Genomic DNA, 21,554 nt, shown 5'->3' on the forward strand with positions numbered 1-21,554 from the left:
AAAATATAGGCTCATCATATTAATCGTTGCTGGATTTCAGCGCCGCTCGAGCGGGTCGGCGGAGCGGCTTTCCAGATTGCGGTGCAGGACCGTGGGCGAAAATCCCGCCTCGCGCAAGACCCGCGCGGCGCGCTCTGCACTGTAAACCGACCGATGTCTCCCCCCGGTACAGCCGAAAGCGATGTTGAGATAGCTGCGGTCCTGCGCGGCGTAGCGCGGCAGCAGTTCGAGCAGCGTGTCGGCGATGCGGGCGAAGGCGGGTTCCAGAGCGGGGTCGGCCTCGATGTGTTTCGCGACCGGCTCGTCCTGGCCGGTGAGGTCGCGCAACTCCGGCTGCCAGTGCGGATTGTCGAGGAAGCGCATGTCGAAGAGCAGGTCGGCAAGCGGCGGCATGCCGCGGGCGAAGCCGAAACTGGAGACGGTGACCGTCATCTCGCGCGAGCCGCTCTTTCCGAAGCGTTCGCGCACGACCTGGCCGAGCTGGTTGGCGGAGAATTCGCTCGTATCGATGAGCACTTCGGCCCAGCTGCGCAGGGGTTCGAGCAGTTCGCGCTCGGCCTTGATACCGCCCGCAACGGGCCGTTCTCGCGCCATGGGATGCGGACGGCGGGTCTCGTTGTAGCGTCGTTCGAGCTCGCTCGAGGAGCAGTCGATGAAGAGCGTGGAGATGTCGACATCCTCGCTCGCGCCAAGCACTTCGCACTGGGCGATGATGTCGGCGGGCACGAAACCGCGGGTGCGCGAATCGAAGCCGATTGCGATGGGAGAGCGGCTTTCCGCATCGCTTCCGACGAGATTGGTCAGTAGCCGCAAGGGAAAGTTGTCGATGGCTTCCCAGCCGAGGTCTTCCAGTACCTGCAGCGCGGTCGACTTGCCCGCGCCCGACATGCCCGTGACGAGCAAGATCCGCTGGCGCGAGGGGCTGTCGCTCACTGCGCGGCCTCTTGCCCTTCGCCCGCCACGGCAAGGCCATGCTTGCCGAGCGCGAATTCGGCGCGCAATGCCTGCGTCGCGTCTCCGGGGCGGAAGAGGAGGACGGGAATGTCGACCCCGCCAAGCTGGGTGGTGGCGAGTTCCATCGGATAACGTGGGGCGAGCGTGGTCAGCTGTAGCACCAGCGCAATCGGCACTTCGGTGGTTTCGAGTTCGACCAGTCCGACATTGCGTACTTCGAGGAGGCCGCGCGTGGTCTTCGGCGGGCAGGCGACGGGGTGGCCGCTCTCGTCGTCGATGACGATGCCGTCATCGCCAATCAGCGTCGCGCCGCGGTCGATGAGCGCGAGCGCAAGCGACGACTTGCCCGCACCCGCCTCACCGGCAATCAGCAATCCGCGCCCGTCGATCGCGACGGCGGTGACATTGGGAAGCTTGGTTTTCATCTTTTGGCCGCCGGCAGGTCGAGTACGAAGCAGGCACCGTTTGCGCCGTCACTGCGGCCCTCGACATGGAGTGAGCCTTCATGCGCCTCGGCGATGGTGCGGCCGATGGCGAGGCCTAAGCCTGAGTGGTTGCCGAAATCCTCGCCCTCGGGGCGGTCGGAGTGGAAACGGTGGAACACTTTCTCTCGCTTTTCCTCCGGAATACCCGGACCTTCGTCGCAAACTGTCAGGAGCACACGCCCTTCGCGCCGGACAAGCCTCGCGTCAATAGTGCCTGCGGGCGGCGAGAAGGAGACGGCGTTGTCGAGCAGGTTCTCGATGATGCGTTCAAGACGCATGCCGACGCCGTTCACCACCAGCGCATCGCCGTCTGCAGAAACGGTGAGCGTGCGGCCCTCGTTCTCGCCGCGCTCCTCGCGGCTGGTGACGATGTTGTGGAGCAACTCGGCCATGTCGACCCGCTCGAATTCGGTGCGCGACATTTCGGCATCGATGCGGCTGGCGTCGGAAATTTCGGTCACCAGCCGGTCGATGCGGCGCACGTCGTGGGTGGCGATATCGAGAAGTTGGGCGCGCAGTTCGGGGTCGTCGACCTTGCCGAGGCTTTCGGTCGCGCTGCGCAAGCTCGCGAGCGGGTTCTTGATTTCATGCGCCACGTCGGCAGCGAAGCTTTCGACCGCGTCGATACGGTGGCGCAGCGCGGCGGTCATGTCCGACACGGCGCGCGCCAGCATGCCGATTTCGTCGCGCCGGTCGGGGAGGCGCGGGACCTCGACCTGCCGGTCGCGCCCCTGCCGCACGCGCACGGCGGCCTGGACCAGTTCGCGCAAGGGGCGCACGATGGTCTGCGCAAGGAAGAAGCTGAGCAGCGTCGAGACGGCGAGGAACAGGAGGACGATCATCGCCACGGTGGTACGCGCCTCGCGCACCGACTGGGTGATGTCGACCGGATTGCGTGTCAGCAGCAGCGTGTCGCCATCAAGGCCCACAGGTGCGGCGGCGTTGATGACATGGGTGCCGTCGGGCGCATCGCGCAGCACGATCTGGGTGAGGCTCTCCTCGCGCGCCCGGACGAGTTCGGGCCAGGCTGCGGCATTGTCGACTTCGGGCTGGCGATAGTCGGGGAGGGCCGGTGCGCCCACCACACGGTCGAACCAGCGGTCCATGCGCAGCGCGAAATCGCCTTGGTCGACCTCGGAGGGCTCGGGCAGGTCGAAGCTGGGCGGGGCAAGCTGGAAACTATCGGATTCAAGCTCGCCTTCTGGGCCATAGACGCGGATGCGCAGCCGCTGCTCCTTGCCAATCTGGATGAGCAGCGCTTCCTGCCGCTGCTGCGTCGCGCCCGCCAGCGCCTCGGCGGTAATCTGCGCCTCGACCAGCGCCAGCTTGAACCGTTCGTCGAGCAGCTGCTTGCGGTAGCTGTCGAGATAGAGCACGCCGCCGCCCAGCAGCACCAGCGGCAGGACGTTGACGAAGAGGATACGGCTGGTGAGGGTAAGGCGGCCCGACCAGCTCAGCTTGTCGGAAAGGTGTTCGCCCCGTGGGACGGGTTTCGTCTCAGCCATCGCTGAAGCTGTACCCCGCGCCGTAAAGCGTCTCGATGGCGCTGAATTCGCCGTCCACCTTGCGGAACTTGCGGCGCATGCGCTTGATGTGGCTGTCCACCGTGCGGTCGTCGACGAAGACGTCGTCGGGATAGGCGGCATCCATCAGCTGGTTGCGGCTCTTGATGACGCCGGGATGCGCGGCGAGCGCTTCCAGCAGCAGGAATTCGGTGACCGTGAGCGAGACGGGATTGCCGTCCCAGGTCACGTGGTGGCGCGCAGGGTCCATGCGCAACCGGCCGCGCTCGAGGACTTCGGCGGGCTTTTCGCCCGGCTCGATGGGCATCGGGCGGCGCGCGTCGGAGCGGCGCAGGATGGCACGGATGCGCGCGAGCAGGAGGCGCAGGCTGAACGGCTTGGCGATATAATCGTCCGCGCCCATCTGGAAACCGGCTTCCTCGTCCTGCTCGTCATCCTTGCTGGTGAGGAAGATGACCGGCAGCGGCGATTGCTCGCGCAGGCGGCGCAGCAGTTCCATTCCGTCCATCTTGGGCATCTTGATGTCGAAGATGGCAAGGTCGGGCGGATTGCCGAGGAGGGCATTCAATGCCTGCTCCCCGTCCGAATAGACGCGGGTTGCAAACCCTTCGGCCTGCAGCGCTATGGAGACGGTCGTGAGGATGTTGCGGTCGTCGTCGACCAGCGCGATGACCGTGCGGTCATCGTCCTGCGGGGGCGTGCCGGTTGCGGCTTCTGTTTCCATAAAACAGCCGACTACAGCCATTTGGCGGGCAACACAACGCGCGCTTCACTCGCCTCAAACGAAATTGGGGGCGCTGCGTTTGACGTTGCGGCAGCGCGGGACTAAAGGCGGGGTCGACGGGCGCGCATTCGTATGCGCGAATGATTCTCGACCTACAACTTGTCTCTTTGACGCTGGAGATTTCAGTGACCACCGCACTTTCCCACTCGCTTGCCGCGCAGGGCATCGAGACCGCTGCGACGATTCACCCCAACCTCACCTCGGAAGAGCTGACCGCCGCCGCGCTCGAGCGGGGTGAAGGCCGCCGCGCCAAGGACGGCCCGCTGGTGGTCGAAACCGGCAAGCACACCGGCCGCAGCGCGAAGGACAAGTTCATCGTCCGCAATGCCGAGACCGAAGACACGGTGTGGTGGGACAACAACGCCTCGATGACGCCCGAGCATTTCGCGGCGCTGAAGGAAGACTTCATGGCCGCCGTGGCCGACAAGTCGGACCTCTTCGTGGCCGACCTCTTCGGCGGCTCGCAGCCCGAATACCGCGTCAAAGTGCGCGTCATCAACGAACTCGCCTGGCACAACCAGTTCATCCGCACGCTGCTCGTGCGCCCGACGGCGGCAGAGCTCGAAGGCTTCACGCCCGAATACACCATCATCGACCTGCCGACCTTCCAGGCCGACCCGGAGCGCCACGGCACGCGCAGCGAGACGGTGATTGCGGTCAATCTCGAGGAAAAGCTGATCCTCATCGGCGGCACCAAATATGCCGGCGAAATGAAGAAGAGCGTCTTCGGCATCCTCAACTACCTGCTGCCGCCCAAGGGCGTGATGCCGATGCACTGCTCGGCCAATATCGGCCCCGATGGCAAGAGCGCGGTGTTCTTCGGCCTGTCGGGGACCGGCAAGACCACGCTTTCGGCCGACGCCAGCCGCACGCTCATCGGCGACGACGAGCACGGCTGGTCGGACACGGCGGTCTTCAACTTCGAAGGCGGCTGCTACGCCAAGATGATCCGCCTCGACCCCGAGAGCGAGCCGGAAATCTACGCCACCACCAAGATGGAGGGCACCGTCCTCGAGAACGTGGTGATGGACGAGAACGGCGAGATCGACCTCGACGACAACAGCCTCGCGGAGAACACCCGCGGCGCTTATCCGCTGTCCTCGATCCCCAACACCAGCGCCGACAATCTCGGCCCGCCGCCGTCGAACGTCATCATGCTGACCGCCGATGCCTTCGGCGTGCTGCCTCCGATCGCGCGTTTGACGCCCGACCAGGCGATGTACCACTTCCTGTCGGGCTACACTGCCAAGGTCGCCGGCACCGAAATCGGCGTGACCGAGCCGACCGCGACCTTCAGCACCTGCTTCGGCGCGCCCTTCATGCCGCGCCATCCGAGCGTTTACGGCAACCTGCTCAAGAAGCGCATCGCCGAAGGCGGCGCGCAGTGCTGGCTGGTCAACACCGGTTGGACCGGCGGCAAGTACGGCGTCGGCAACCGCATGCCGATCAAGGCAACCCGCGCGCTGCTCAACGCCGCGCTCGACGGTAGCCTGAACGATGCGGAATTCCGCAAGGACCCGAACTTCGGCTTTGAAGTGCCGGTCAGCGTTCCGGGCGTCGACAGCACCATTCTCGACCCGCGCGCGACGTGGGCCGACAAGGACGAATACGACCGCACTGCGCATAAGCTGGTGCAGCTGTTCGTGGACAATTTCGAACCCTTCGCCGCCCATGTCGACCAGGGCGTGCGCGACGCCGCTCCGGAAGCGGCCTAAAAAAGCGCTGCTCCCGAAGCAGCCTGACGAGACAGCCCGCTAGCCGGGCCACGAGTTGGAGAGGAGGCCCCCGGCCGCGCCAAGGAGAGAGGGCGCGGACCGGGGGCTTTAAATTTGCCGCTCCACGCTTCATGCTGCGGAAAGCCCCCATGCGCGATAGGACCGCCATGAATTTCCGCTCGTTCTTCCTGACCCTTCTCGCGCTCGGCTGCACCGTGCCGCTGTCTGCGCAGGAGGCCACGCCGCCGGTCGCGGTGGAGGAGGCATATAGCGGGCCTACGGTCTACAGGGCCGAAGTCCTTGCCACCTATCCGCACGATGCCAGCGCCTTCACCCAGGGCCTGCTATGGCACGATGGCGCGCTCTACGAGAGCACGGGACGCGAAGGCCAGTCGGTCGTGCGCAAGGTCGATCTGGCGAGTGGCGAGGCGCTGCAGGAGACTGCCATTCCTGCCGACCAGTTCGGCGAAGGGCTGGCTCTCGTGGGTGGTGATTTCGTCAGCCTGACATGGCGCGACGGTGTCATCCACCGCTGGGATGCGGATACGCTGGAGCACAAGACCTCGCGTGCTGAATATCCGCTCGAGGGCTGGGGCCTGACCACCTCGGATGAGGGCCTCGTCCATTCGGATGGCAGCGCTAAATTGCGCATTCTCGACCCCGACACCTACGAAGTGCGGCGCACTATCGACGTCACGATGAACGGCCGTCCGCTCCGCCGCCTCAACGAACTCGAGATGATCGACGGGCTGGTCTACGCCAATATCTGGGAGACGGCCTTCATTGTCGCCATCGACCCGGCAGATGGCGTGGTGAAGCGCCTCATCGACCTGCGCGCGCTCGCGCAGTCGGTGCCCGCGTCGGGCTCCGACGCGGTGCTCAACGGCATTGCCTGGGACGCGGACAACCGCCGTATGTTCGTCACCGGCAAGCTCTGGCCCAGCCTGTTCGAAATCCGGTTGGTCGAAACCGACGCCGAGGTGCGTTAGGAGCCGGTGGGCTTTTTTGCCGCACCCTCTGCCACGGGGTCCTTTGCCTCGTTGCCGGTGGCTTTCGCTTCACCTTCTTCAGGCTGCCACGGCGTGCCTTCCTCGGCCTTTTCGAGCTGTGCGACATAAAGCCGCGCGGTGTCGGCCAGTTCGCCGCCATGCGGATTGTTGGCCACCGGCGACAAGCCCACCAGCGCAAGGGCAATCTTGCCTTCGCCAGCCTGCATCATGGCCGCATTCATCGCCAGCGCCTTGTCGAAGGGAGCAAGCTGCGAGGCGCGCTCCAGCGCATGTCGGGCAGTTTCGCTAGGCTCGGCGCCGCGCTCGACGAAGCTTCGGTAGTAATGGATGAGCGGGACGGGGTGGTCGTTCTCCAGCCGGTTGAGGGCGCTGAAGGTCTCCATCGCCGTGGCATAGGCAGCGTCCTTGTCCTCGGCCTCCTCCGCTATCGAGAATTGCGCATAGCCCTTCTGCACGTAGGCATTGGGCCGCGAGGGGTCGAGCGCAATGGCGCGGTCGGCTGCAGCAATCGCGGCCTCGTTGAAACCGGCATCGAATTCCGCTTCGGCCAGGGCGACCTGCACGCCGGCATCATCGGGATATTTCGCGGCAATCTTGCGCGCTTCCTCGACCAAGTCGAGCGCCTCTTCACGCGTCACCCCGTGCTGTGAGACGATGCGCACGTCCATCATCTTGGCCTCGCCCTTGGGCAGTTCGCGCAATGTAACGGGACGGGTGGTGAGCTGGTCGGGACCGATGCGGAAGAGCGACATCCTCTTCTGCTTGAGGTATTTCTTCAGGTCCTTGTCCAGCTGCTCGAGATCGCCAAACGCCTGCTTGCCGGCCTCCAGCGAGTCTGTGCCTTCATTGAGCAGCCTCCAGTAGCTCGTCAGCTGGCCCTTCCGGGCATCGTCGAAAATCAGCATGTGGAACAGCGCCCAGCTCGCGCCGTAAAAGCTGCCCGAGGCTTCGCGGTCGCTTTCGACGAAGGCTTTCGGGTCGAGCAGGTATTCCACCGGCGGGATGCCGGCGTAGGAGATCTCGTTGGCCCGGTGACGGGCAGGCATGCCCAGCTGCATTCCGCCTTCGGAATCGAAACTGCTCGCGGCAAAGAATTCCGCCGCGCCTTCGCCCAGCCAGCGCGGCATGGAGTGGCGGGCGCTCGAAATCAGGAAGTGATGCGCATATTCATGCAGCAGGATGACGGTCGAGAAATGCGGATAGCCGCTCTTGTTGCGGATGGTCTGCACGAATGCGCGCGAGGCCCCGGCGCGCGCGACATAGAAGCCGCCCACCCACCGGCTGCCGGTGAGTTCGCGCATATCGCCCTTGCCCCCGGCAACGAAGATGACCACCCGGTTGGACGGGCTGGGGGTCTCGATAGCGCGCCCCGTGACGAGGCTCATCGCCGAATGATAGCGTTCGAGATTCTCGGCGAACCTCAGGATATCCTCCTCGCTATCGTCGGCATAGATGACGAAATGCTCGCTCGACGCCTCGTACCACTTGGCCTGTGCGGCAGTGCTGGCGAAAAGGGCCAGAAGCAGGGCTGCCAGGATCTTACGCAATTGGTGCTCCCCTCAAGTCAGGACGAATGTCTTACTTGCGAAACACCAATATAGACCACGTTTTCAAGAAATTGTGAAATCGAGGGAAAATTGCGGCGGCCGGGCGGGGGTGGCGTCAGACCTCGCTGGCGGGTGCGGCGAGCCTGTCGACATTGTCCCACACGCGGCTGACCACGACCGAGCCTTCTCCCACCGCGCTCGCCACGCGCTTGACCGAACCTGCGCGCACGTCGCCCACGGCAAAGATGCCGTCGGTGCCGGTTTCGAAGGGCGTTTCGCGGCCCACTTGGGCGCCGGTCCTCACGAAGCCTTTCTCGTCCACCTCGACCATGCCCGAAAGCCAGTCGGTGTTCGGCGCGGCGCCAATCATGATGAACAGCGCGCGTGTGTCGATGCGCCGCTCGCCGCCGGGATCGGAGAAGGTGACCGCTTCCAAGTGCCCGTCGCCGTGCAGCTCGGTCACCTCGGTGTTGTAGTGGATGGTAACCGAGGGGTCGGCTTCGAGCCGCTGGGTGAGGTAGCTCGACATGCTGGAGGCAAGGCTGTCACCGCGCACCACGAGATGCACATGCGCCGCGCTGCGGCTCAGATACATGGCCGCCTGCCCGGCCGAATTGCCGCCGCCAATGACCACCGCCTCGGTGCCGTGACAGAAGCGCGCTTCCATATCGGTCGCGGCGTAGAAGATGCCTGCGCCTTCCATGTCCTCCAGTCCCTCCAGCGGCAGGCGGCGGTACTGCACGCCGGTCGCCACGAGGATGGACTTGGCGCAAACCTCGTCGCCATCGTCGAGCGCGACGCAGAAACTGCCGTCCCCCTTCCGGGTGACGCCTTGGACGCTGCGCGGCATGGCGAAGCGGGTGCCGAATTTCATCGCCTGTATCTGTCCGCGATAGACGAGGTCCGCGCCGCTGATGCCGGTGGGGAAGCCCATGTAGTTTTCGATGCGGCTGCTGGTGCCTGCCTGCCCGCCGATGGCCGTGTCCTCGATGGTGAGCGCGCACAGCCCCTCGCTTCCCGCATAGACCGAGGCGGCGACCCCCGCCGGGCCGGCGCCGACGATGAGCACGTCGTAGAGCGTCTTGCGGCACACATCGAGGTCGAGCCCGAGGTGCTGCGCCATCTTTCGCGGGGTCGGGTCATCCATCACCTCGTCCTGCCCGAGGATGACCGAGGGCTTGTGGTCGGTGAGGTTGCAGGCCGCCAAGGTCTCGTCGTCGCGCCCGTCCATGTCGAGGCTCTGGAAGGGAATGCGGTTGCGGCTGAGGAATTGTTCGACCTTCTGCACCCTCGGATCGCGGTCGGCCCCGATGAGCTTCACATTGCTGTTCTTGAGTTCGAACTGGCGGCGGCGGCGGGCGGAAAAGACGCGGATGACATGGTCGGACAGCTCGGGCACGCGCGCCATCAGGTCGAGCATGTCCACGCGCGGCACTTCGAGCGTCCGCGTGGGCTTTGCTGCGCGCATCGGGAGGAAATAGGTGCCGGCGTTGAGGAAGGAGAGCTCGCCCATGAACTGGGTCGGGCCGAGCGAGCTATCGAGAAGGCGCGCTTCGGAATAGGGGTCTTTCACTTCGATTTCGCCGTCGAGGACATAGACGAAGGTGTCGACCGTATCGCCGATTTCGGCGACCATTTCGCCCGGCTCGTAGGTCCGCTCCGTGCCGATTTCGCGCAGCATGGCGACATGATTGTCGGCCAGCGGCACGCGCGGCATGGTTTCAAGATTCTCGCCCAGCGCTTCCATCAGGGTCCCCTTGGTATCAGCCCATAGATAGGGACGGTCAGGGCACGAAAAAGGTCCTAGCTGCGCGCGGCCTCGATGTAGCGGGTGACGTTGCGCTCCATGACATTCATCGGGGCATTGCCGCCGAGCACCACCGCGTCGTTGAACGCCCTGAAGTCATAGGCGCTGCCGAGTGCGGCCTCAGCGCGTTCGCGCTGTTCCACGATGCGGCTGTGGCCGAGCTTGTAGCCGGTCGCCTGTCCCGGCCAGCTGCAATAACGGTCGACTTCGCTGCCCACTTCGTCGGGGTTCGAGCCGTTGCGCTCGATGAAGAACTGGCGCGCCTTCTCACGGCTCCATCCCTTGGCGTGCAGGCCGGTGTCGACAACCATCCGGCAAGCGCGGAAGGCGAGGCTTTGGAGATAGCCGAGGCGGCCCACGGTAAAGTCGTCATAGGCACCCAGCTCGTCTGCCATCTGCTCGCCATAGAGCGCCCAGCCTTCGCTATAGGGATTGAAGGCGAGGATCGAACGGATGAGCGGCAGGCGGTTGGCGTATTCGCCCTGCCAGACATGGCCGGGGACCGCTTCGTGGAAGGTCAGGCTGGGGAGGTCGAACTTGCGGTGCAAGTCGGTTGAGCGCAGGTTGATCCAGAAGCGTCCGGGAATGGTCCCGTCCTTGCTGCCCGCGCCGCCATAGGCGCCCGCCGCGCCGGCTTCCTCGGCGACCGGGATGCGGACGACTTCGAGATTTGGGTCCACCAGCGTATTGAAAGCGCGAGGCATCTGCGCGCGGATCCAGTCGATACGCTCGTTGATGAAATCCATGATTTGAGCCCGGCCCGTGTCGCCGTCAGCGAATTTATAGCGGTCGTCCTGCGCCAATGCGGTCATGCGCTCGCCAACGCTTCCCTGCGTGTATCCGATGCTGCGCAGGATGGGGTCCATCCGGCCGTGAAGCGCCCCCAGCTCCTCGAGGCCCTGCTGGTGGACCTCGTCGGGCGTGAGCGTGGTCGTGGTGCTCGAGCGCAGCGCCCAGGCGTAGAATTCGTCGCCTTGCGGACGGGCTGACATGCCGGGTGCCGACGTTGCTACCGCGCGCTGCGCCCTAAGCTCGACCAACTGGCGGTTGAGCGCCTCGGCGATGGGGCCGATTTCGATGACGAGGGCCTGGTCGGCGCGCGTCGTCGGCAAGCTCGATGCGACAAGTTTTTTCCGCAAATCGGCAGAGAACAGTTCACCCTTACCAGCGCTCTCGATGGTCTGTTCCATCTGGGCGATAGCCTTGTCGAGCAGGAAATCGGGCGGCACCAGGCCCAGTGCGCGGGCCTTGCGGATGCGGGCCAGCTCGCCGCCGAACACTTGCGGCACCTGCTCCATCCGCTCGATATAGGCATCGGCATCCTGCGCCGTTTCCACCTTGTGGTCGCCCTGCATCGAGCGCGGCAGGAAGAGGTATTCGCCGCAATTCTGGATGACGGTGTAGGGCGCAGTGCGCCAGTTGCCGACGGGCGTATCGCCATATGGCAGGGCAAAGCCGTCGAGCGCCAGTTCATAGGCGCTTTCGACCACCTCGATATTGGTCAGGCTGTCGGTGTCGAGGCCTTCGCGGGGAAAAGCGCGTAGACGGGCAAGGTCGTCCTTGAGGGTAGAAGCGTAGGCCTGCTGTCCTTCCGGCGACTGGTCTTCCAGTTTGCCGCGCAGATAGGCGTGAGAACCTGTGTCCACGCCCAGTTCCGATGCACGCATCGGCTCGTGCCGGAGGAGGTTGTAGGCGACGCTTTCGAGAAGTTGGTCAACGTTCCCGCTGGATGCCCCGCGCGGCAGAGTGCTGCAACCACCAAGCGTGAGGGCGGTCGTCGCGCCGAGGCCTGCGAGGACCTGGCGGCGGGTGGCATCGAATGTCTGTGTGGTCATGCGGGAAGCATCTGCGCTTCCCGCCTAACACTGTCAAATCAATCGAGGAATTCGGCCGGGACCTTGCCGCCATTGGCCGAAAGTTCACGCATGGTGCGCTTGTGCAGCCAGATATTGTCTTCCGCACTCCCCGAATAGTCCTCGCGCCCGAGCTCGGTCGCCAGAGCCTTGCGGTTCTCGTAACTAGAATCGACCCCGATGAGTTTCATCAGGTCGACAATCGAGGTGCGCCAGTTCAACCGGTCCGCACCGGGCATGGAATCGAGGCTGTTCTCGACATCGACGATGGGCTTGGCCTGCGACTGGGTGACGGGGGCATCGGCCCAGGCATTGCCGGTCTTGGTTTCAACCGGGGCTTCGTTGGCCTTGGCTTCCTTGCCGAAGATGGCATCCTTGATCTTGCTGAAAATTCCCATGGAATACTCCCCTTGAACATGCGGTGCGGCAGGGTGCCGCTTTCTCGGACTATCAACGGCAGGAGTGCAGCCGCGTTCCGGAGCGGATTCCCAAATGCTGCGAATAGGGCTAGGAGCCGGACATGCTCGACTTTGTCCTTTCCGTCGTGGTGCTGGCCGCCATCCTGCTGTTCTTGGGCGCGTTCCTGCTGTGGAAGCGGACAGGCAATTCGAAGAACGCGATGCTGATGGTCATCCTTGCACTGGTGGCGCTGGTGAATGTCGCCATCTGGACCGTGCCGACCGCAGACGGTGAAGCCCCGCTCGACAAGGTCGAACGGGGCTCGCGCTGAGCTTGCTCCCAAGTCAGGAGGTTACTCGGGAAGCTGCCAGCGCACCGAGGAACTGAAGCTTCCGGCAACCGGCTCTCCGTTCGAACCACGCGCAGGCTCGAAGCGGGCGCGGCTCTGGATGAGCTTGCAGGTTGCCTCGTCGAGTTCGGCATGGCCGGTGGAGCTGGTCACACGGCAGCCGGTGACCTTGCCGCTGGCAGCGATGTCGAGCTTGAACCCTGCGACACCCTGATACTCGCGGCGCACCCACGAGGACTTGTAGTCGCGGTCACGCAGCCAGTCGCCCGGATTGTTGCGCGGCTTGGCCGAGACCGGGTCGAAGGTTGCCACCGGCGCGAGCGGCTCGGATTCGGCCTTCGGCATCGTGCCCGGCTGCGGCAAAGGCGGCAGCGGGTCGGGCATGATCTTTGTGTAGTCGATCTTCGGCTCCTCGATCTTGAAGTCGAATTCGCGCGGCGGGATGTAGGGTTTTGGGATCACCGGCGTCTCGGGGATAACCTCCTGCTTCTCGGGCGGCGGCGGCGGGGGCGGCGGGTCCTTCAGCGGGACTGCCACAAACCCCTCGTCCTCTTTCTCGATGATGGTCTGACTCACGGTCAGGCCGGTGATGACCGCGGCCCCGATAGCCAGCTGGACGATGACAGAACTCGCCAGCCCTGCGGCGGATGGCCCTTGGTGTTGGTCGACATATGACATGGTCGGCTCCTCTCCTTGCGACTCCAGTTTGTGTTGATGTTACAACATATCAATTCAATTGCAAGAGAGGTTGTTCCGAGAGTTTCTGCGAGAGTGGTGTGCCGATACGAAAAAGGGCCCGGAAACCGGACCCTCCTTCACTCGAATTGTCAGCAGCCAATCACGTAATGGGGCAGGCCGGGTCGAGGCGGAAGTCGAGGTAATTGTCGACCGACTTCATCAGCTCTTCCTGCTCGTTCTCGAAGAAATGGTTGGCGCGCGGGATTTCCTCGTGGTGCACGGTGATGTGCTTCTGCGTGCGCAGCTTTTCGACCAGCTTCGTCACGGCATTGGGCTGGACCACCGTGTCCTGCGCGCCGTGAATGAAGATGCCGCTCGCCGGGCAGGGGGCGAGGAAGGAGAAGTCGTACATGCTCGCCGGGGCGCCGATCGAAATCCAGCCGCGGATTTCGGGGCGGCGCATGAGCAGCTGCATGCCGATGAGCGAGCCAAAGCTCACACCGGCAATCCACGTCACGCTCGCGTCGGGATGGACCTGCTGCACCCAGTCCAATGCGCTTGCGGCATCCGACAGTTCGCCGATGCCGTTGTCGAAGCTGCCCTGGCTGCGACCGACGCCGCGGAAATTGAAGCGCAGGGTCGCGAACCCGCGGTTGACGAAGGTCTTGTAGAGCCGCTGCGTGATCTGCTCGTTCATCGTGCCGCCGCCCTGCGGGTGCGGGTGGAGAATCATCGCCACGGGCGCGCGCGGGCGGGGTCCGGGAGAGAAACGGCCTTCGAGACGGCCTTCGGGGCCGGGAAAGATGACGGTCGGCATGGGGGAGATGTACCCTGGCAGAAATGTGAGGTGCGCGGCCTGTTAGGGCTTCACGCGAAGTTGCGCGCTATATAGGGATTTGTCTTCAATTCGCAATTATTTCGAGCACGTCCCGTCAAACCGCGCATTTACCTCGACCACGCCGCCACCACCCCGCTGCGCCCGCAAGCGCGCGCTGCGATGGAGGAAGGCTTCGATCTCTGGGCCAATCCTTCGAGCCCGCACGCCGAAGGCCGCAAGGCGAGAGCGGCGCTGGAGGACGCGCGCGAGCGGGTGAAACAGGCGCTCGGCTGGGAGGGGGAGGTCATCTTCACCTCCGGCGCGAGCGAGGCGGCGGCGCTGGCTTTGGGCCATGCGAAAGCTGGCGCGCGGCTGGTGTCGGCGGTGGAGCATGATGCCATCCTGAAGGCTGCGCCCGATGCGGAGCGTGTGCCGGTGAGGACCGACGGTGCGCTCGACCTCGAGGTTCTGACGGAAGCGGTGCAGCGCGAACGCCCGCTGGTGGCGGTGCAGCATATCAACTCCGAGACCGGCAATGCGCAGGACCTCGCCGCGATTGCCGGTGTCGTCGGGCAGGCGGAGGGCCTGTTGCTAGCCGACTGCGCGCAGAGTGCCGGGAAATTGCCGCTGCCGCCCTGCGACATGGCCATCATCTCCGCGCACAAGTTCGGCGGTCCTATCGGTATCGGGGCGCTGCTGGTGAAGGATTTTGCCATGCTCGAACCGGCTGGCGGGCAGGAGCGTGGCTATCGTCGCGGGACGGAGAACCTGCCTGGCGTGCTCGGCATGGCGGCGGCGCTGGAGGCTTGCGGCGAACCGTATCTCGACCCGGCCATCCTCGAACCGCTCGACAGCCTCGCGCAAGAGTGCCGCGACCTCGGCGGCACGTGGCTGTCCGACCGCCTTTCGGACTCCACGCCCTATATCCGCGCCATCGCCATGCCAAAGATGAGTGGCAGCGCGCAGGTGATGCGTTTCGACATGGCGGGCATTTCGGTCAGCCAGGGCAGCGCGTGCTCCTCGGGCACAATGAAGACCAGCCACGTGCTGCAGGCCATGCAGGTCGAACCCGACATCGCCGACCGCACCATCCGCGCCAGCTTTGGCTGGAACACAACGCGCGAGGAAGTGGAACGCTTCTGCGAGGTCTGGGTAGAATTGGCGAAAGCATGATTTACCTCGATTACCAGGCCACCACCCCGCTTGCCCCCGAAGCGCGCGATGCCATGCTGCGCTGGCTCGACGGGCCGGGCGGCACCGGCTTCGGCAATCCGCATAGTCCGCACAAGATGGGCCGCGAGGCGAAGGCCGCCATCGAATTCGCGCGCGAGCAGGTCGCCGCGCTATTCCCGGCAGGCGGCAAGGTCATTTTTACCAGTGGCGCAACCGAGGCCCTCAACCTCGCCATCAGGGGCAGCGGCTCGGGTGGTACGGTGAGCGTCTCCGCCATCGAACATTCCGCTGTCCTCGACACGGCAAAGGACGCGGGCAAGTGCCACGTGCTCAACGTCGCCAAGGACGGACAGTGCAACACGAAGCAGGACCTGCCCGCCGACACGCGGCTGGTCTGCCTTATGCAGGTGAACAACGAGATCGGCGTGATCCAGCCCACGGTCGAATGGCACCGCAAGGCGAAGGAGAACAACGCGCTCTACCTTTGCGATGCGGTGCAGGCCTATGGCAAGATCGAGGTCACCGGCGCCGACATGATTGCCATCAGCGCGCACAAGTTTCACGGGCCCAAGGGTATCGGCGCGCTGTGGGTGCGCGACGGGGTCGACTTGCACCAGGTCCAGACCGGCGGCGGACAGGAATCCGGCCTGCGCTCGGGCACGCTCAGCCCTGCGCTCATCGCAGGCATGGGCGCAGCAGCAGCCGAGGCCAAGGACCGGATGGAGCAAGACGCCGAACACGTCCAGAGGCTCTGGAAACGCGCGACCGAGGTGTTCGAGAACTGGGAACTCAACGGCAGCGCGGAGGCGCGCTACCACGGCAATCTCAACGTCCGTCCGCGCGGCCCCAATGGCGGCGGGCTCGATGTCGGCCGCCTGATGAGCGAATGTCGCAATGTGATGTTCTCGGCCGGCTCGGCCTGCGCCAGCGGTTCGGGGCGCACCAGCCATGTTTTGGAAGCCATCGGCCTGCCCAAGAAACTCGCCAAATGCTCGATACGTCTCGGCTTCGGTCGCTACACAACGCTCGAGGAAATTGAGGAAGCGGGTAAGACCATCAACGAGGCGGCCAAGGCGCAAGGGGCCTTATGAAAGTCACGTTCCTCACCTCGAATGGCGACCGCGTCGACGCGGCAGGCGAGGCCGGCGACAGCCTGCTGCGCGTGGCCCAGGCCGCAGGAATGCCGCTGGAAGGCACGTGCGAAGGCCAGATGGCCTGCTCGACCTGCCATGTGGTGGTCGACAAGGACTGGTTCGACCGGTTGCCTGAAGCCAGCGAGGAAGAGGAAGACATGCTCGACCTCGCCGCCGGCGTGCGGCGCACCAGCCGCCTGTCCTGCCAGATCGTGCTGGGCGAGGAGTTGGACGGCCTCACCGTCGCCATCCCCGCCGAAAGCCATGACATGAGCCGTTAGGCGGGTTTGTCTCCATCTTCCGGCGGGCTTGCCGGAGGAACCCAGCCGTCATTGCCGATGCCGGTCGTAAGTCCCAGCCGTCTCACCAGCTTCACCGCGCCCCAGACCAGCAGGCCGATGGGCAGGACCACGGTCACCAGCAGCATCATCAGCGCGATAAGATTGCCGAAGATGGAGGCGAGGCTGCCCCATGCGCCGCGGATGGGGTCGAGGAAGCCGCCCTCGGTCGGCGTGCCCGCCTCGTATTCGAGCGTCATGGTCGAATAGGCCACGCGGCCACGCATTTCGGTGAGCCAGCTTCGCGCCTGGTCGATTTCCTCGTTCACCTGCGCCACGCCGCGCTCGGCCTCGACCAGTTCGGCGACGGTGCCTTTGCGAGTGCGTAGCACCTCCATCAGCCGGTCGCGCAGCGCGGTGCGGGCGCGCAGGCGGGCCTCGGTATCGACGATGCGCTTGGACAGGTCCTCGCCCTGGATCGAGGAAGAGACGAGTTCGCCCTTCATCCCTTGCGAGGTGGCGGCAAGCGCCTTGCCGAAGGTGCGCGCCTCGCCGCTGGCGATGGCGATTTGCAGGCTGCCATAGGCATAGTCGCCTTCGCTCTCGCCCGAATTCATCGAGACGATGCGGCACACCTGCGGTCCCTTCGCCTCGCACATGTCGGCGTGCTTCTCCTGCATCGGGCGAATGACGGTGGCGGGCACCCGGAAACCATAGGCGTAAGTATAGGCCACCTGCGGCATGCCGACGGGGACCGGGCTGGTGGCAGAAGGCGGGATCGCTTCGCTTTGGGCCCCGCTCGTCCGTGGAGGCGAGGCCGGCGGAGGGGGAGCGGTGCGGGTGATGCCCGGAAGCGAGGGGCCGCTTTCCATCGCCTGCGCGAAGCCAAACTCGTTCTGCGGAGCCTCGTCTGCGGCTTCCACATCGACACTCGTCACGCGCTCTGAAACCGAACGTTCTTCCGACTGGCCGCACGAGGCCAAGGCAAGGCCGGAAATCCCGACCAGCAAAAGGGAACGCTTCATCATGGAATCTCTCCTCACCATATTTCTGCCTCAATATGGCCACATTTGTGCCGCATTCGCAAGTCCAGATTTATGTTACAACGTATCGAGTCGCGAGGTCGGGTCAAGGCGGGACATGGTAAAAGGCCCCGCCACATAGGTGACGGGGCCTTTCAAATCTTTGTATTGTCAGGTGTTTACGCGGTTTCGAGCTCGCGCTTCTCGACGCTCTCACCCAGCATTTCGATCAGCGCCTTGCTGAACGCCGGAATGTCGTCCGGATTGCGGCTGGTAATGAGGTTGCCGTCCACTGCGGCTTCCTGGTCGACCACATTTGCGCCGGCATTCTTAAGGTCGGTGCGGATCGAGGGCCATGCGGTGACCGTCTTGCCCTTGATGAGGTCGGCTTCGGCGAGGAGCCACGGTGCGTGGCAGATGGCGGCAATCGGCTTGCCTGCCATGTTGAATTCGCGGACGATAGCGATCGCACGTTCGTTCATGCGCAGGATGTCGGGGTTCATCTGGCCGCCGGGAAGCAGCAGCGCGTCATAGCCCGAACAGTCCGAAACTTCGTCGACAGTCTTGTCGACGGTGACGCTGTCGCCCCAGTCCTTGTCCTTCCAGCCCTTGATCTCGCCCTTTTCGAGACTGACCACGGTCGTCTCGAAACCGGCGTCTTCAAGATTGGCCTTCGGCTCCATCAGTTCCGACTGTTCGAAGCCGTTGGTGGCGAGGATCATGATGCGCTTTGTCATAAGGTAACTCCTTGATTTCGTGTTACCTGTGCAACGAGCGGGCAGGGGCGTACGTTCCGCCGTGACAGGCGAGGCGTGGCGGTGGTAGGGCAGGGCGAGGAAGGCCGCGCGATGCGGCCTGTTTGCTATCCGGAGTTTGCCGAAATGGGTCTGCGCGAAAAGGTGCGGCAGCTGGTCGAGACACGCGCTTTCGAGCGATTCATCATTGCGGTCATCGTCATCAACGCGCTCGGCCTCGGCCTCGAAACTTCGCCTGCCATCATGGCGAGTGCGGGGCCGGTGATCGTGGCGCTCGATTCGATCGCGCTCGGCATCTTCGTGGTCGAGCTTGCGCTCAAGCTCTTTGCCTATGGCTGGCGCTTCTTCCGCAATGGCTGGAATGTCTTCGACCTTGCCATCGTAACCGTAGCGCTGATGCCCGCCTCGGGCGCCTTCTCGGTGCTGCGTGCCTTGCGTGTCCTGCGCGCGCTGCGGCTCATCTCCGTGGTGCCGAGCATGCGCAAGGTCATCGTCGGCCTGTTCAGCGCTATCCCCAGCATCGGCACGGTCATCGTGATGCTGCTGCTCTTGTTCTATATCAGCGCGGTCATGGCGACGAAGCTGTTCGGCGAGGCCTTCCCGCAGTGGTTCGGCAACCTCGGCGCCTCGCTTTACTCGCTGTTCCAGATCATGACGCTGGAAAGCTGGTCGATGGGCATCGTTCGCCCGGTGATGGAGGTCTATCCCTACGCCTGGGCCTTCTTCGTGCCGTTCATCCTGCTGACCAGCTTCATCGTCCTCAACCTGTTCATCGGTGTGATCGTCAACGCCATGGCGGAAGCCACCGACGAAGAAGCGCATGACGAGCGCGAGGAAATCCTCAACGAATTGCGGGCGCTGCGCGAAGATATCGCCGGACTGAAAAGAGGTGCGGATTAAGCGGTGAATTCGCGAGGGGAAGTCTCCCGCATGGCCGTCCGGCTTGCTAGGAAGGCCGGATGGCCGATGTGACCGATATTCCCGATTCCGATCCGTTCGACGCGATTGTCGACGCGCCTTTCGATAGTGCGCTGTCCGAGCGCTACCTCGTCTATGCGCTGTCGACGATTACTGCGCGCTCGCTGCCCGATTTGCGCGACGGGTTGAAGCCGGTCCACCGCCGCTTGCTGTGGACCATGCGCCAGTTGAAGCTCGATCCGGCGAGCGGGTTCAAGAAATCGGCCCGCGTGGTGGGCGAGGTCATCGGTAAGTACCACCCGCATGGCGATACCGCGGCCTATGACGCGATGGTCCGCCTCGCGCAGGATTTTGCGCTGCGCTATCCGCTGGTCGAGGGGCAGGGGAATTTCGGCAATATCGATGGCGATAACGCGGCGGCCTACCGTTACACCGAAGCCCGCCTGACCAAGACGGCCATGCGCCTGATGGAAGGTCTCGACGCGGGCACGGTCGATTTCATCCCGACCTACAATAACGAGGAAGAAGAGCCGGAGATCATGCCGGGCCTCTTCCCCAACCTGCTCGCCAATGGCGCGAGCGGGATTGCAGTCGGCATGGCGACCAACATCCCGAGCCACAATGTCGCCGAGATCGTCGATGCGACGCTGGAAGTCATCGACAATCCTCACGTCGAGCATTCGCGGCTGATGGAAATCTTCAAGGGTCCGGACTTCGCAACCGGCGGGGTCGTCCCCGAAAGCGCCGAGGTGATCAGCCACGCCTATGAAACCGGGCGCGGGTCTTTCCGTGTTCGCGGGCGCTTCCATGCGGCCGAGGCGGAGAAGGACGAGGACAAGGCTGCCGGTATCGAGCGGCTGGGCGGCGGACAATGGCAGCTGGTCATCTCCGAAATTCCCTACCAGGTCGCCAAGGGCAAGCTGATCGAGCAGATCGCCGCCGCGATTGCCGACAAGAAACTGCCCATCCTCGAAGACGTGCGCGACGAAAGCGACGAGCAGATCCGTATCGTGCTCGTGCCGCGCAGCCGCAATGTCGACCCTGAGCTTCTGAAGGAGAGCATCTACAAGCTCACCGACATGGAGACGCGCTTCGGCCTGAACTTGAACGTGCTCGACCGCACACGCACGCCGATGGTGATGGGGCTGAAGGAACTGCTCGACAACTGGATTGCCAGCCAGATCGACATCCTCCAGCGCCGCAGCCAGCACCGTCTGGACCAGATCGCGCGGCGGCTGGAACTGGTCGAGGGCTATATCATCGCCTTCCTCAACCTGGACCGCGTGATCGAGATTATCCGCACCGAGGACGAGCCCAAGGCTGTGATGATGGAGGAGTTCAAGCTCACCGACCGGCAGGCAGAGGCGATCCTCAACATGCGCCTGCGCAGCTTGCGCAAGCTGGAAGAAATGCAGCTGCGCAATGAAAAGGACGAGCTGCTCAAGGAGCAGGACGAGCTGGAAAAGCTGCTCGGCAGCCCGGCCCGCCAGCGCACGCGCCTCAAGCGCGACCTCAATGCGCTGCGCAAGGAGTACAGCGAAGACACAGACCTCGGCCGCCGCCGCACCACCATCGAAGAGGCTGCCCCGGCGGTCGAATTCAGCATGGACGCGATGATCGAAAAGGAGCCGGTCACGGTCATCCTGTCGCAGAAGGGCTGGATACGCGGGGCCAAGGGACATTTGCCGCTCGACCAGGAGTTCAAATACAAGGAAGGCGACGGCCCGGCCTTCGTCCTCCACGCCCAGACCACCGACAAGCTGCTGCTCATCGGCAACGACGGGCGCGTGTTTACGCTTGGCGCGGACAAATTGCCCGGCGCGCGCGGCTTCGGCGAGCCGGTCCGCAATACGCTCGACATCGACGGGCAGACGCAGATCGTCTCGGTCATTGTCCATGCCGAGGGGCAGGAAGTCCTGCTCGCGGCCACCAATGGCAAGGGCTTTGCCGTCGGCACCGACGCCATGCTCGCCGAGACGCGCAAGGGCCGTCAGGTGATGAATGTGAAGGGCGATGTGAAGCTCGCCGTTGCGCGGCCCATCGACAAGGCCCACGACCACGTCGCCGTGGTGGGCGAGAACCGCAAGCTCGTCGTCTTCAACCTCGAAGAACTGCCGCGCCTCGCCAAGGGGCAGGGCAACAAGCTGCAGAACTACCGCGACGGCGGGCTGTCGGATGCGACCACCTTCACGATGGAAGAAGGCCTCAGCTGGACCATGGGCGGCAAGGAAGGCCGCACGCGGACCGAGAGCGAGATGTGGCAATGGAAGGTCGCACGCGGCGGCGCAGGCCGTCTCCCGCCGCAAGGCTTCCCGCGCGACAACAAATTCGGCTAAGCTCCTTCAGGAAGGGAG

General features: G+C 64.3%; 20 protein-coding genes. 8 read left to right on the forward strand and 12 right to left on the reverse strand.

What is annotated here, in order from left to right; genetic code table 11:
• Positions 1-36 precede the first annotated feature (36 nt).
• Genes rapZ through K3152_RS00315 form a run of 4 tightly spaced genes read right to left on the reverse strand, consistent with a single transcriptional unit; the run spans position 37 to position 3,686 of the window.
• Positions 37-933 carry an RNase adapter RapZ gene (rapZ, locus tag K3152_RS00300; protein WP_221572123.1) on the reverse strand — a complete coding sequence of 299 codons (897 nt, stop codon included), beginning with the start codon at positions 931-933 and terminating at the stop codon, positions 37-39.
• Positions 930-1,379 carry an HPr kinase/phosphorylase gene (locus K3152_RS00305; RefSeq protein ID WP_221572124.1) on the reverse strand — a complete coding sequence of 150 codons (450 nt, stop codon included), beginning with the start codon at positions 1,377-1,379 and terminating at the stop codon, positions 930-932. The genes rapZ and K3152_RS00305 overlap by 4 nt, the downstream gene beginning before the upstream one ends.
• Complete coding sequence (locus tag K3152_RS00310; RefSeq protein ID WP_221572125.1) at positions 1,376-2,944, reverse strand: sensor histidine kinase; 1,569 nt, start codon at positions 2,942-2,944, stop codon at positions 1,376-1,378. The genes K3152_RS00305 and K3152_RS00310 overlap by 4 nt, the downstream gene beginning before the upstream one ends.
• The gene (locus K3152_RS00315; protein ID WP_221572126.1) at positions 2,937-3,686 is read right to left on the reverse strand and encodes a response regulator transcription factor; all 750 of its coding nucleotides are present in this window, start codon (positions 3,684-3,686) and stop codon (positions 2,937-2,939) included. The genes K3152_RS00310 and K3152_RS00315 overlap by 8 nt, the downstream gene beginning before the upstream one ends.
• Before the next feature lie 140 nt (positions 3,687-3,826).
• Between K3152_RS00315 and K3152_RS00320 the strand changes: the two genes are divergently transcribed.
• Both K3152_RS00320 and K3152_RS00325 read left to right on the forward strand, forming a co-directional pair.
• Positions 3,827-5,461 carry a phosphoenolpyruvate carboxykinase gene (locus K3152_RS00320; protein WP_221572127.1) on the forward strand — a complete coding sequence of 545 codons (1,635 nt, stop codon included), beginning with the start codon at positions 3,827-3,829 and terminating at the stop codon, positions 5,459-5,461.
• A 149-nt stretch (positions 5,462-5,610) separates the two neighbouring features.
• A complete protein-coding gene (locus tag K3152_RS00325) occupies positions 5,611-6,450 on the forward strand; it encodes a glutaminyl-peptide cyclotransferase (RefSeq protein ID WP_221572128.1) in 840 nt (279 codons plus the stop codon).
• Here the strand turns inward: K3152_RS00325 and K3152_RS00330 are convergent.
• From K3152_RS00330 to K3152_RS00345, 4 genes are all read right to left on the reverse strand, one after another.
• Positions 6,447-8,018: a DUF1570 domain-containing protein gene (locus K3152_RS00330; protein ID WP_221572129.1), complete on the reverse strand. Its 1,572-nt coding sequence runs from the start codon at positions 8,016-8,018 to the stop codon at positions 6,447-6,449. The genes K3152_RS00325 and K3152_RS00330 overlap by 4 nt on opposite strands.
• 115 nt (positions 8,019-8,133) lie before the next feature.
• Positions 8,134-9,765 (reverse strand): FAD-dependent oxidoreductase, encoded by a 1,632-nt coding sequence (locus K3152_RS00335; protein ID WP_221572130.1) that lies wholly within the window; start codon positions 9,763-9,765, stop codon positions 8,134-8,136.
• A gap of 56 nt (positions 9,766-9,821) precedes the next feature.
• The gene (locus K3152_RS00340; RefSeq protein ID WP_221572131.1) at positions 9,822-11,660 is read right to left on the reverse strand and encodes a DUF885 domain-containing protein; all 1,839 of its coding nucleotides are present in this window, start codon (positions 11,658-11,660) and stop codon (positions 9,822-9,824) included.
• Positions 11,661-11,698: 38 nt separating this feature from the next.
• The gene (locus K3152_RS00345; protein ID WP_221572132.1) at positions 11,699-12,076 is read right to left on the reverse strand and encodes a DUF3597 domain-containing protein; all 378 of its coding nucleotides are present in this window, start codon (positions 12,074-12,076) and stop codon (positions 11,699-11,701) included.
• A gap of 122 nt (positions 12,077-12,198) precedes the next feature.
• On the opposite strand from K3152_RS00345, the gene K3152_RS00350 reads away from it, so the two are divergent.
• The gene (locus K3152_RS00350) at positions 12,199-12,408 is read left to right on the forward strand and encodes a hypothetical protein (protein WP_221572133.1); all 210 of its coding nucleotides are present in this window, start codon (positions 12,199-12,201) and stop codon (positions 12,406-12,408) included.
• A 21-nt stretch (positions 12,409-12,429) separates the two neighbouring features.
• Here K3152_RS00350 and K3152_RS00355 read toward each other — a convergent pair whose 3' ends face one another.
• Both K3152_RS00355 and K3152_RS00360 read right to left on the reverse strand, forming a co-directional pair.
• Complete coding sequence (locus tag K3152_RS00355) at positions 12,430-13,104, reverse strand: energy transducer TonB (protein WP_221572134.1); 675 nt, start codon at positions 13,102-13,104, stop codon at positions 12,430-12,432.
• Between the two features lie 160 nt (positions 13,105-13,264).
• Positions 13,265-13,921: an alpha/beta hydrolase gene (locus K3152_RS00360; protein WP_040965597.1), complete on the reverse strand. Its 657-nt coding sequence runs from the start codon at positions 13,919-13,921 to the stop codon at positions 13,265-13,267.
• A 126-nt stretch (positions 13,922-14,047) separates the two neighbouring features.
• Between K3152_RS00360 and K3152_RS00365 the strand changes: the two genes are divergently transcribed.
• The 3 genes from K3152_RS00365 to K3152_RS00375 are packed head-to-tail and all read left to right on the forward strand — an operon-like array spanning position 14,048 to position 16,508.
• On the forward strand, positions 14,048-15,094 hold the full coding sequence (locus K3152_RS00365; RefSeq protein ID WP_221573035.1) for a cysteine desulfurase family protein: 1,047 nt from the start codon (positions 14,048-14,050) through the stop codon (positions 15,092-15,094).
• A complete protein-coding gene (locus tag K3152_RS00370) occupies positions 15,091-16,185 on the forward strand; it encodes a cysteine desulfurase family protein (protein WP_221572135.1) in 1,095 nt (364 codons plus the stop codon). Before K3152_RS00365 ends, K3152_RS00370 begins: the two co-directional genes overlap by 4 nt.
• The gene (locus tag K3152_RS00375) at positions 16,182-16,508 is read left to right on the forward strand and encodes a 2Fe-2S iron-sulfur cluster-binding protein (RefSeq protein ID WP_221572136.1); all 327 of its coding nucleotides are present in this window, start codon (positions 16,182-16,184) and stop codon (positions 16,506-16,508) included. The genes K3152_RS00370 and K3152_RS00375 overlap by 4 nt, the downstream gene beginning before the upstream one ends.
• Here K3152_RS00375 and K3152_RS00380 read toward each other — a convergent pair.
• Both K3152_RS00380 and K3152_RS00385 read right to left on the reverse strand, forming a co-directional pair.
• A complete protein-coding gene (locus tag K3152_RS00380; protein WP_221572137.1) occupies positions 16,505-17,533 on the reverse strand; it encodes a DUF4349 domain-containing protein in 1,029 nt (342 codons plus the stop codon). The two genes, K3152_RS00375 and K3152_RS00380, sit on opposite strands and share 4 nt — an antisense overlap.
• 173 nt (positions 17,534-17,706) lie before the next feature.
• Positions 17,707-18,264, reverse strand: a complete 558-nt coding sequence (locus K3152_RS00385) for a type 1 glutamine amidotransferase domain-containing protein (RefSeq protein ID WP_221572138.1) — start codon at positions 18,262-18,264, stop codon at positions 17,707-17,709.
• Positions 18,265-18,339: 75 nt separating this feature from the next.
• On the opposite strand from K3152_RS00385, the gene K3152_RS00390 reads away from it, so the two are divergent.
• Positions 18,340-19,182 carry an ion transporter gene (locus K3152_RS00390; protein WP_221572139.1) on the forward strand — a complete coding sequence of 281 codons (843 nt, stop codon included), beginning with the start codon at positions 18,340-18,342 and terminating at the stop codon, positions 19,180-19,182.
• A gap of 59 nt (positions 19,183-19,241) precedes the next feature.
• Positions 19,242-21,536, forward strand: a complete 2,295-nt coding sequence (gene parC, locus K3152_RS00395; protein WP_221572140.1) for a DNA topoisomerase IV subunit A — start codon at positions 19,242-19,244, stop codon at positions 21,534-21,536.
• The last annotated feature ends 18 nt before the right edge of the window (positions 21,537-21,554 follow it).

The organism is Qipengyuania polymorpha (genome assembly GCF_019711435.1).
Classification (GTDB): domain Bacteria; phylum Pseudomonadota; class Alphaproteobacteria; order Sphingomonadales; family Sphingomonadaceae; genus Qipengyuania; species Qipengyuania polymorpha.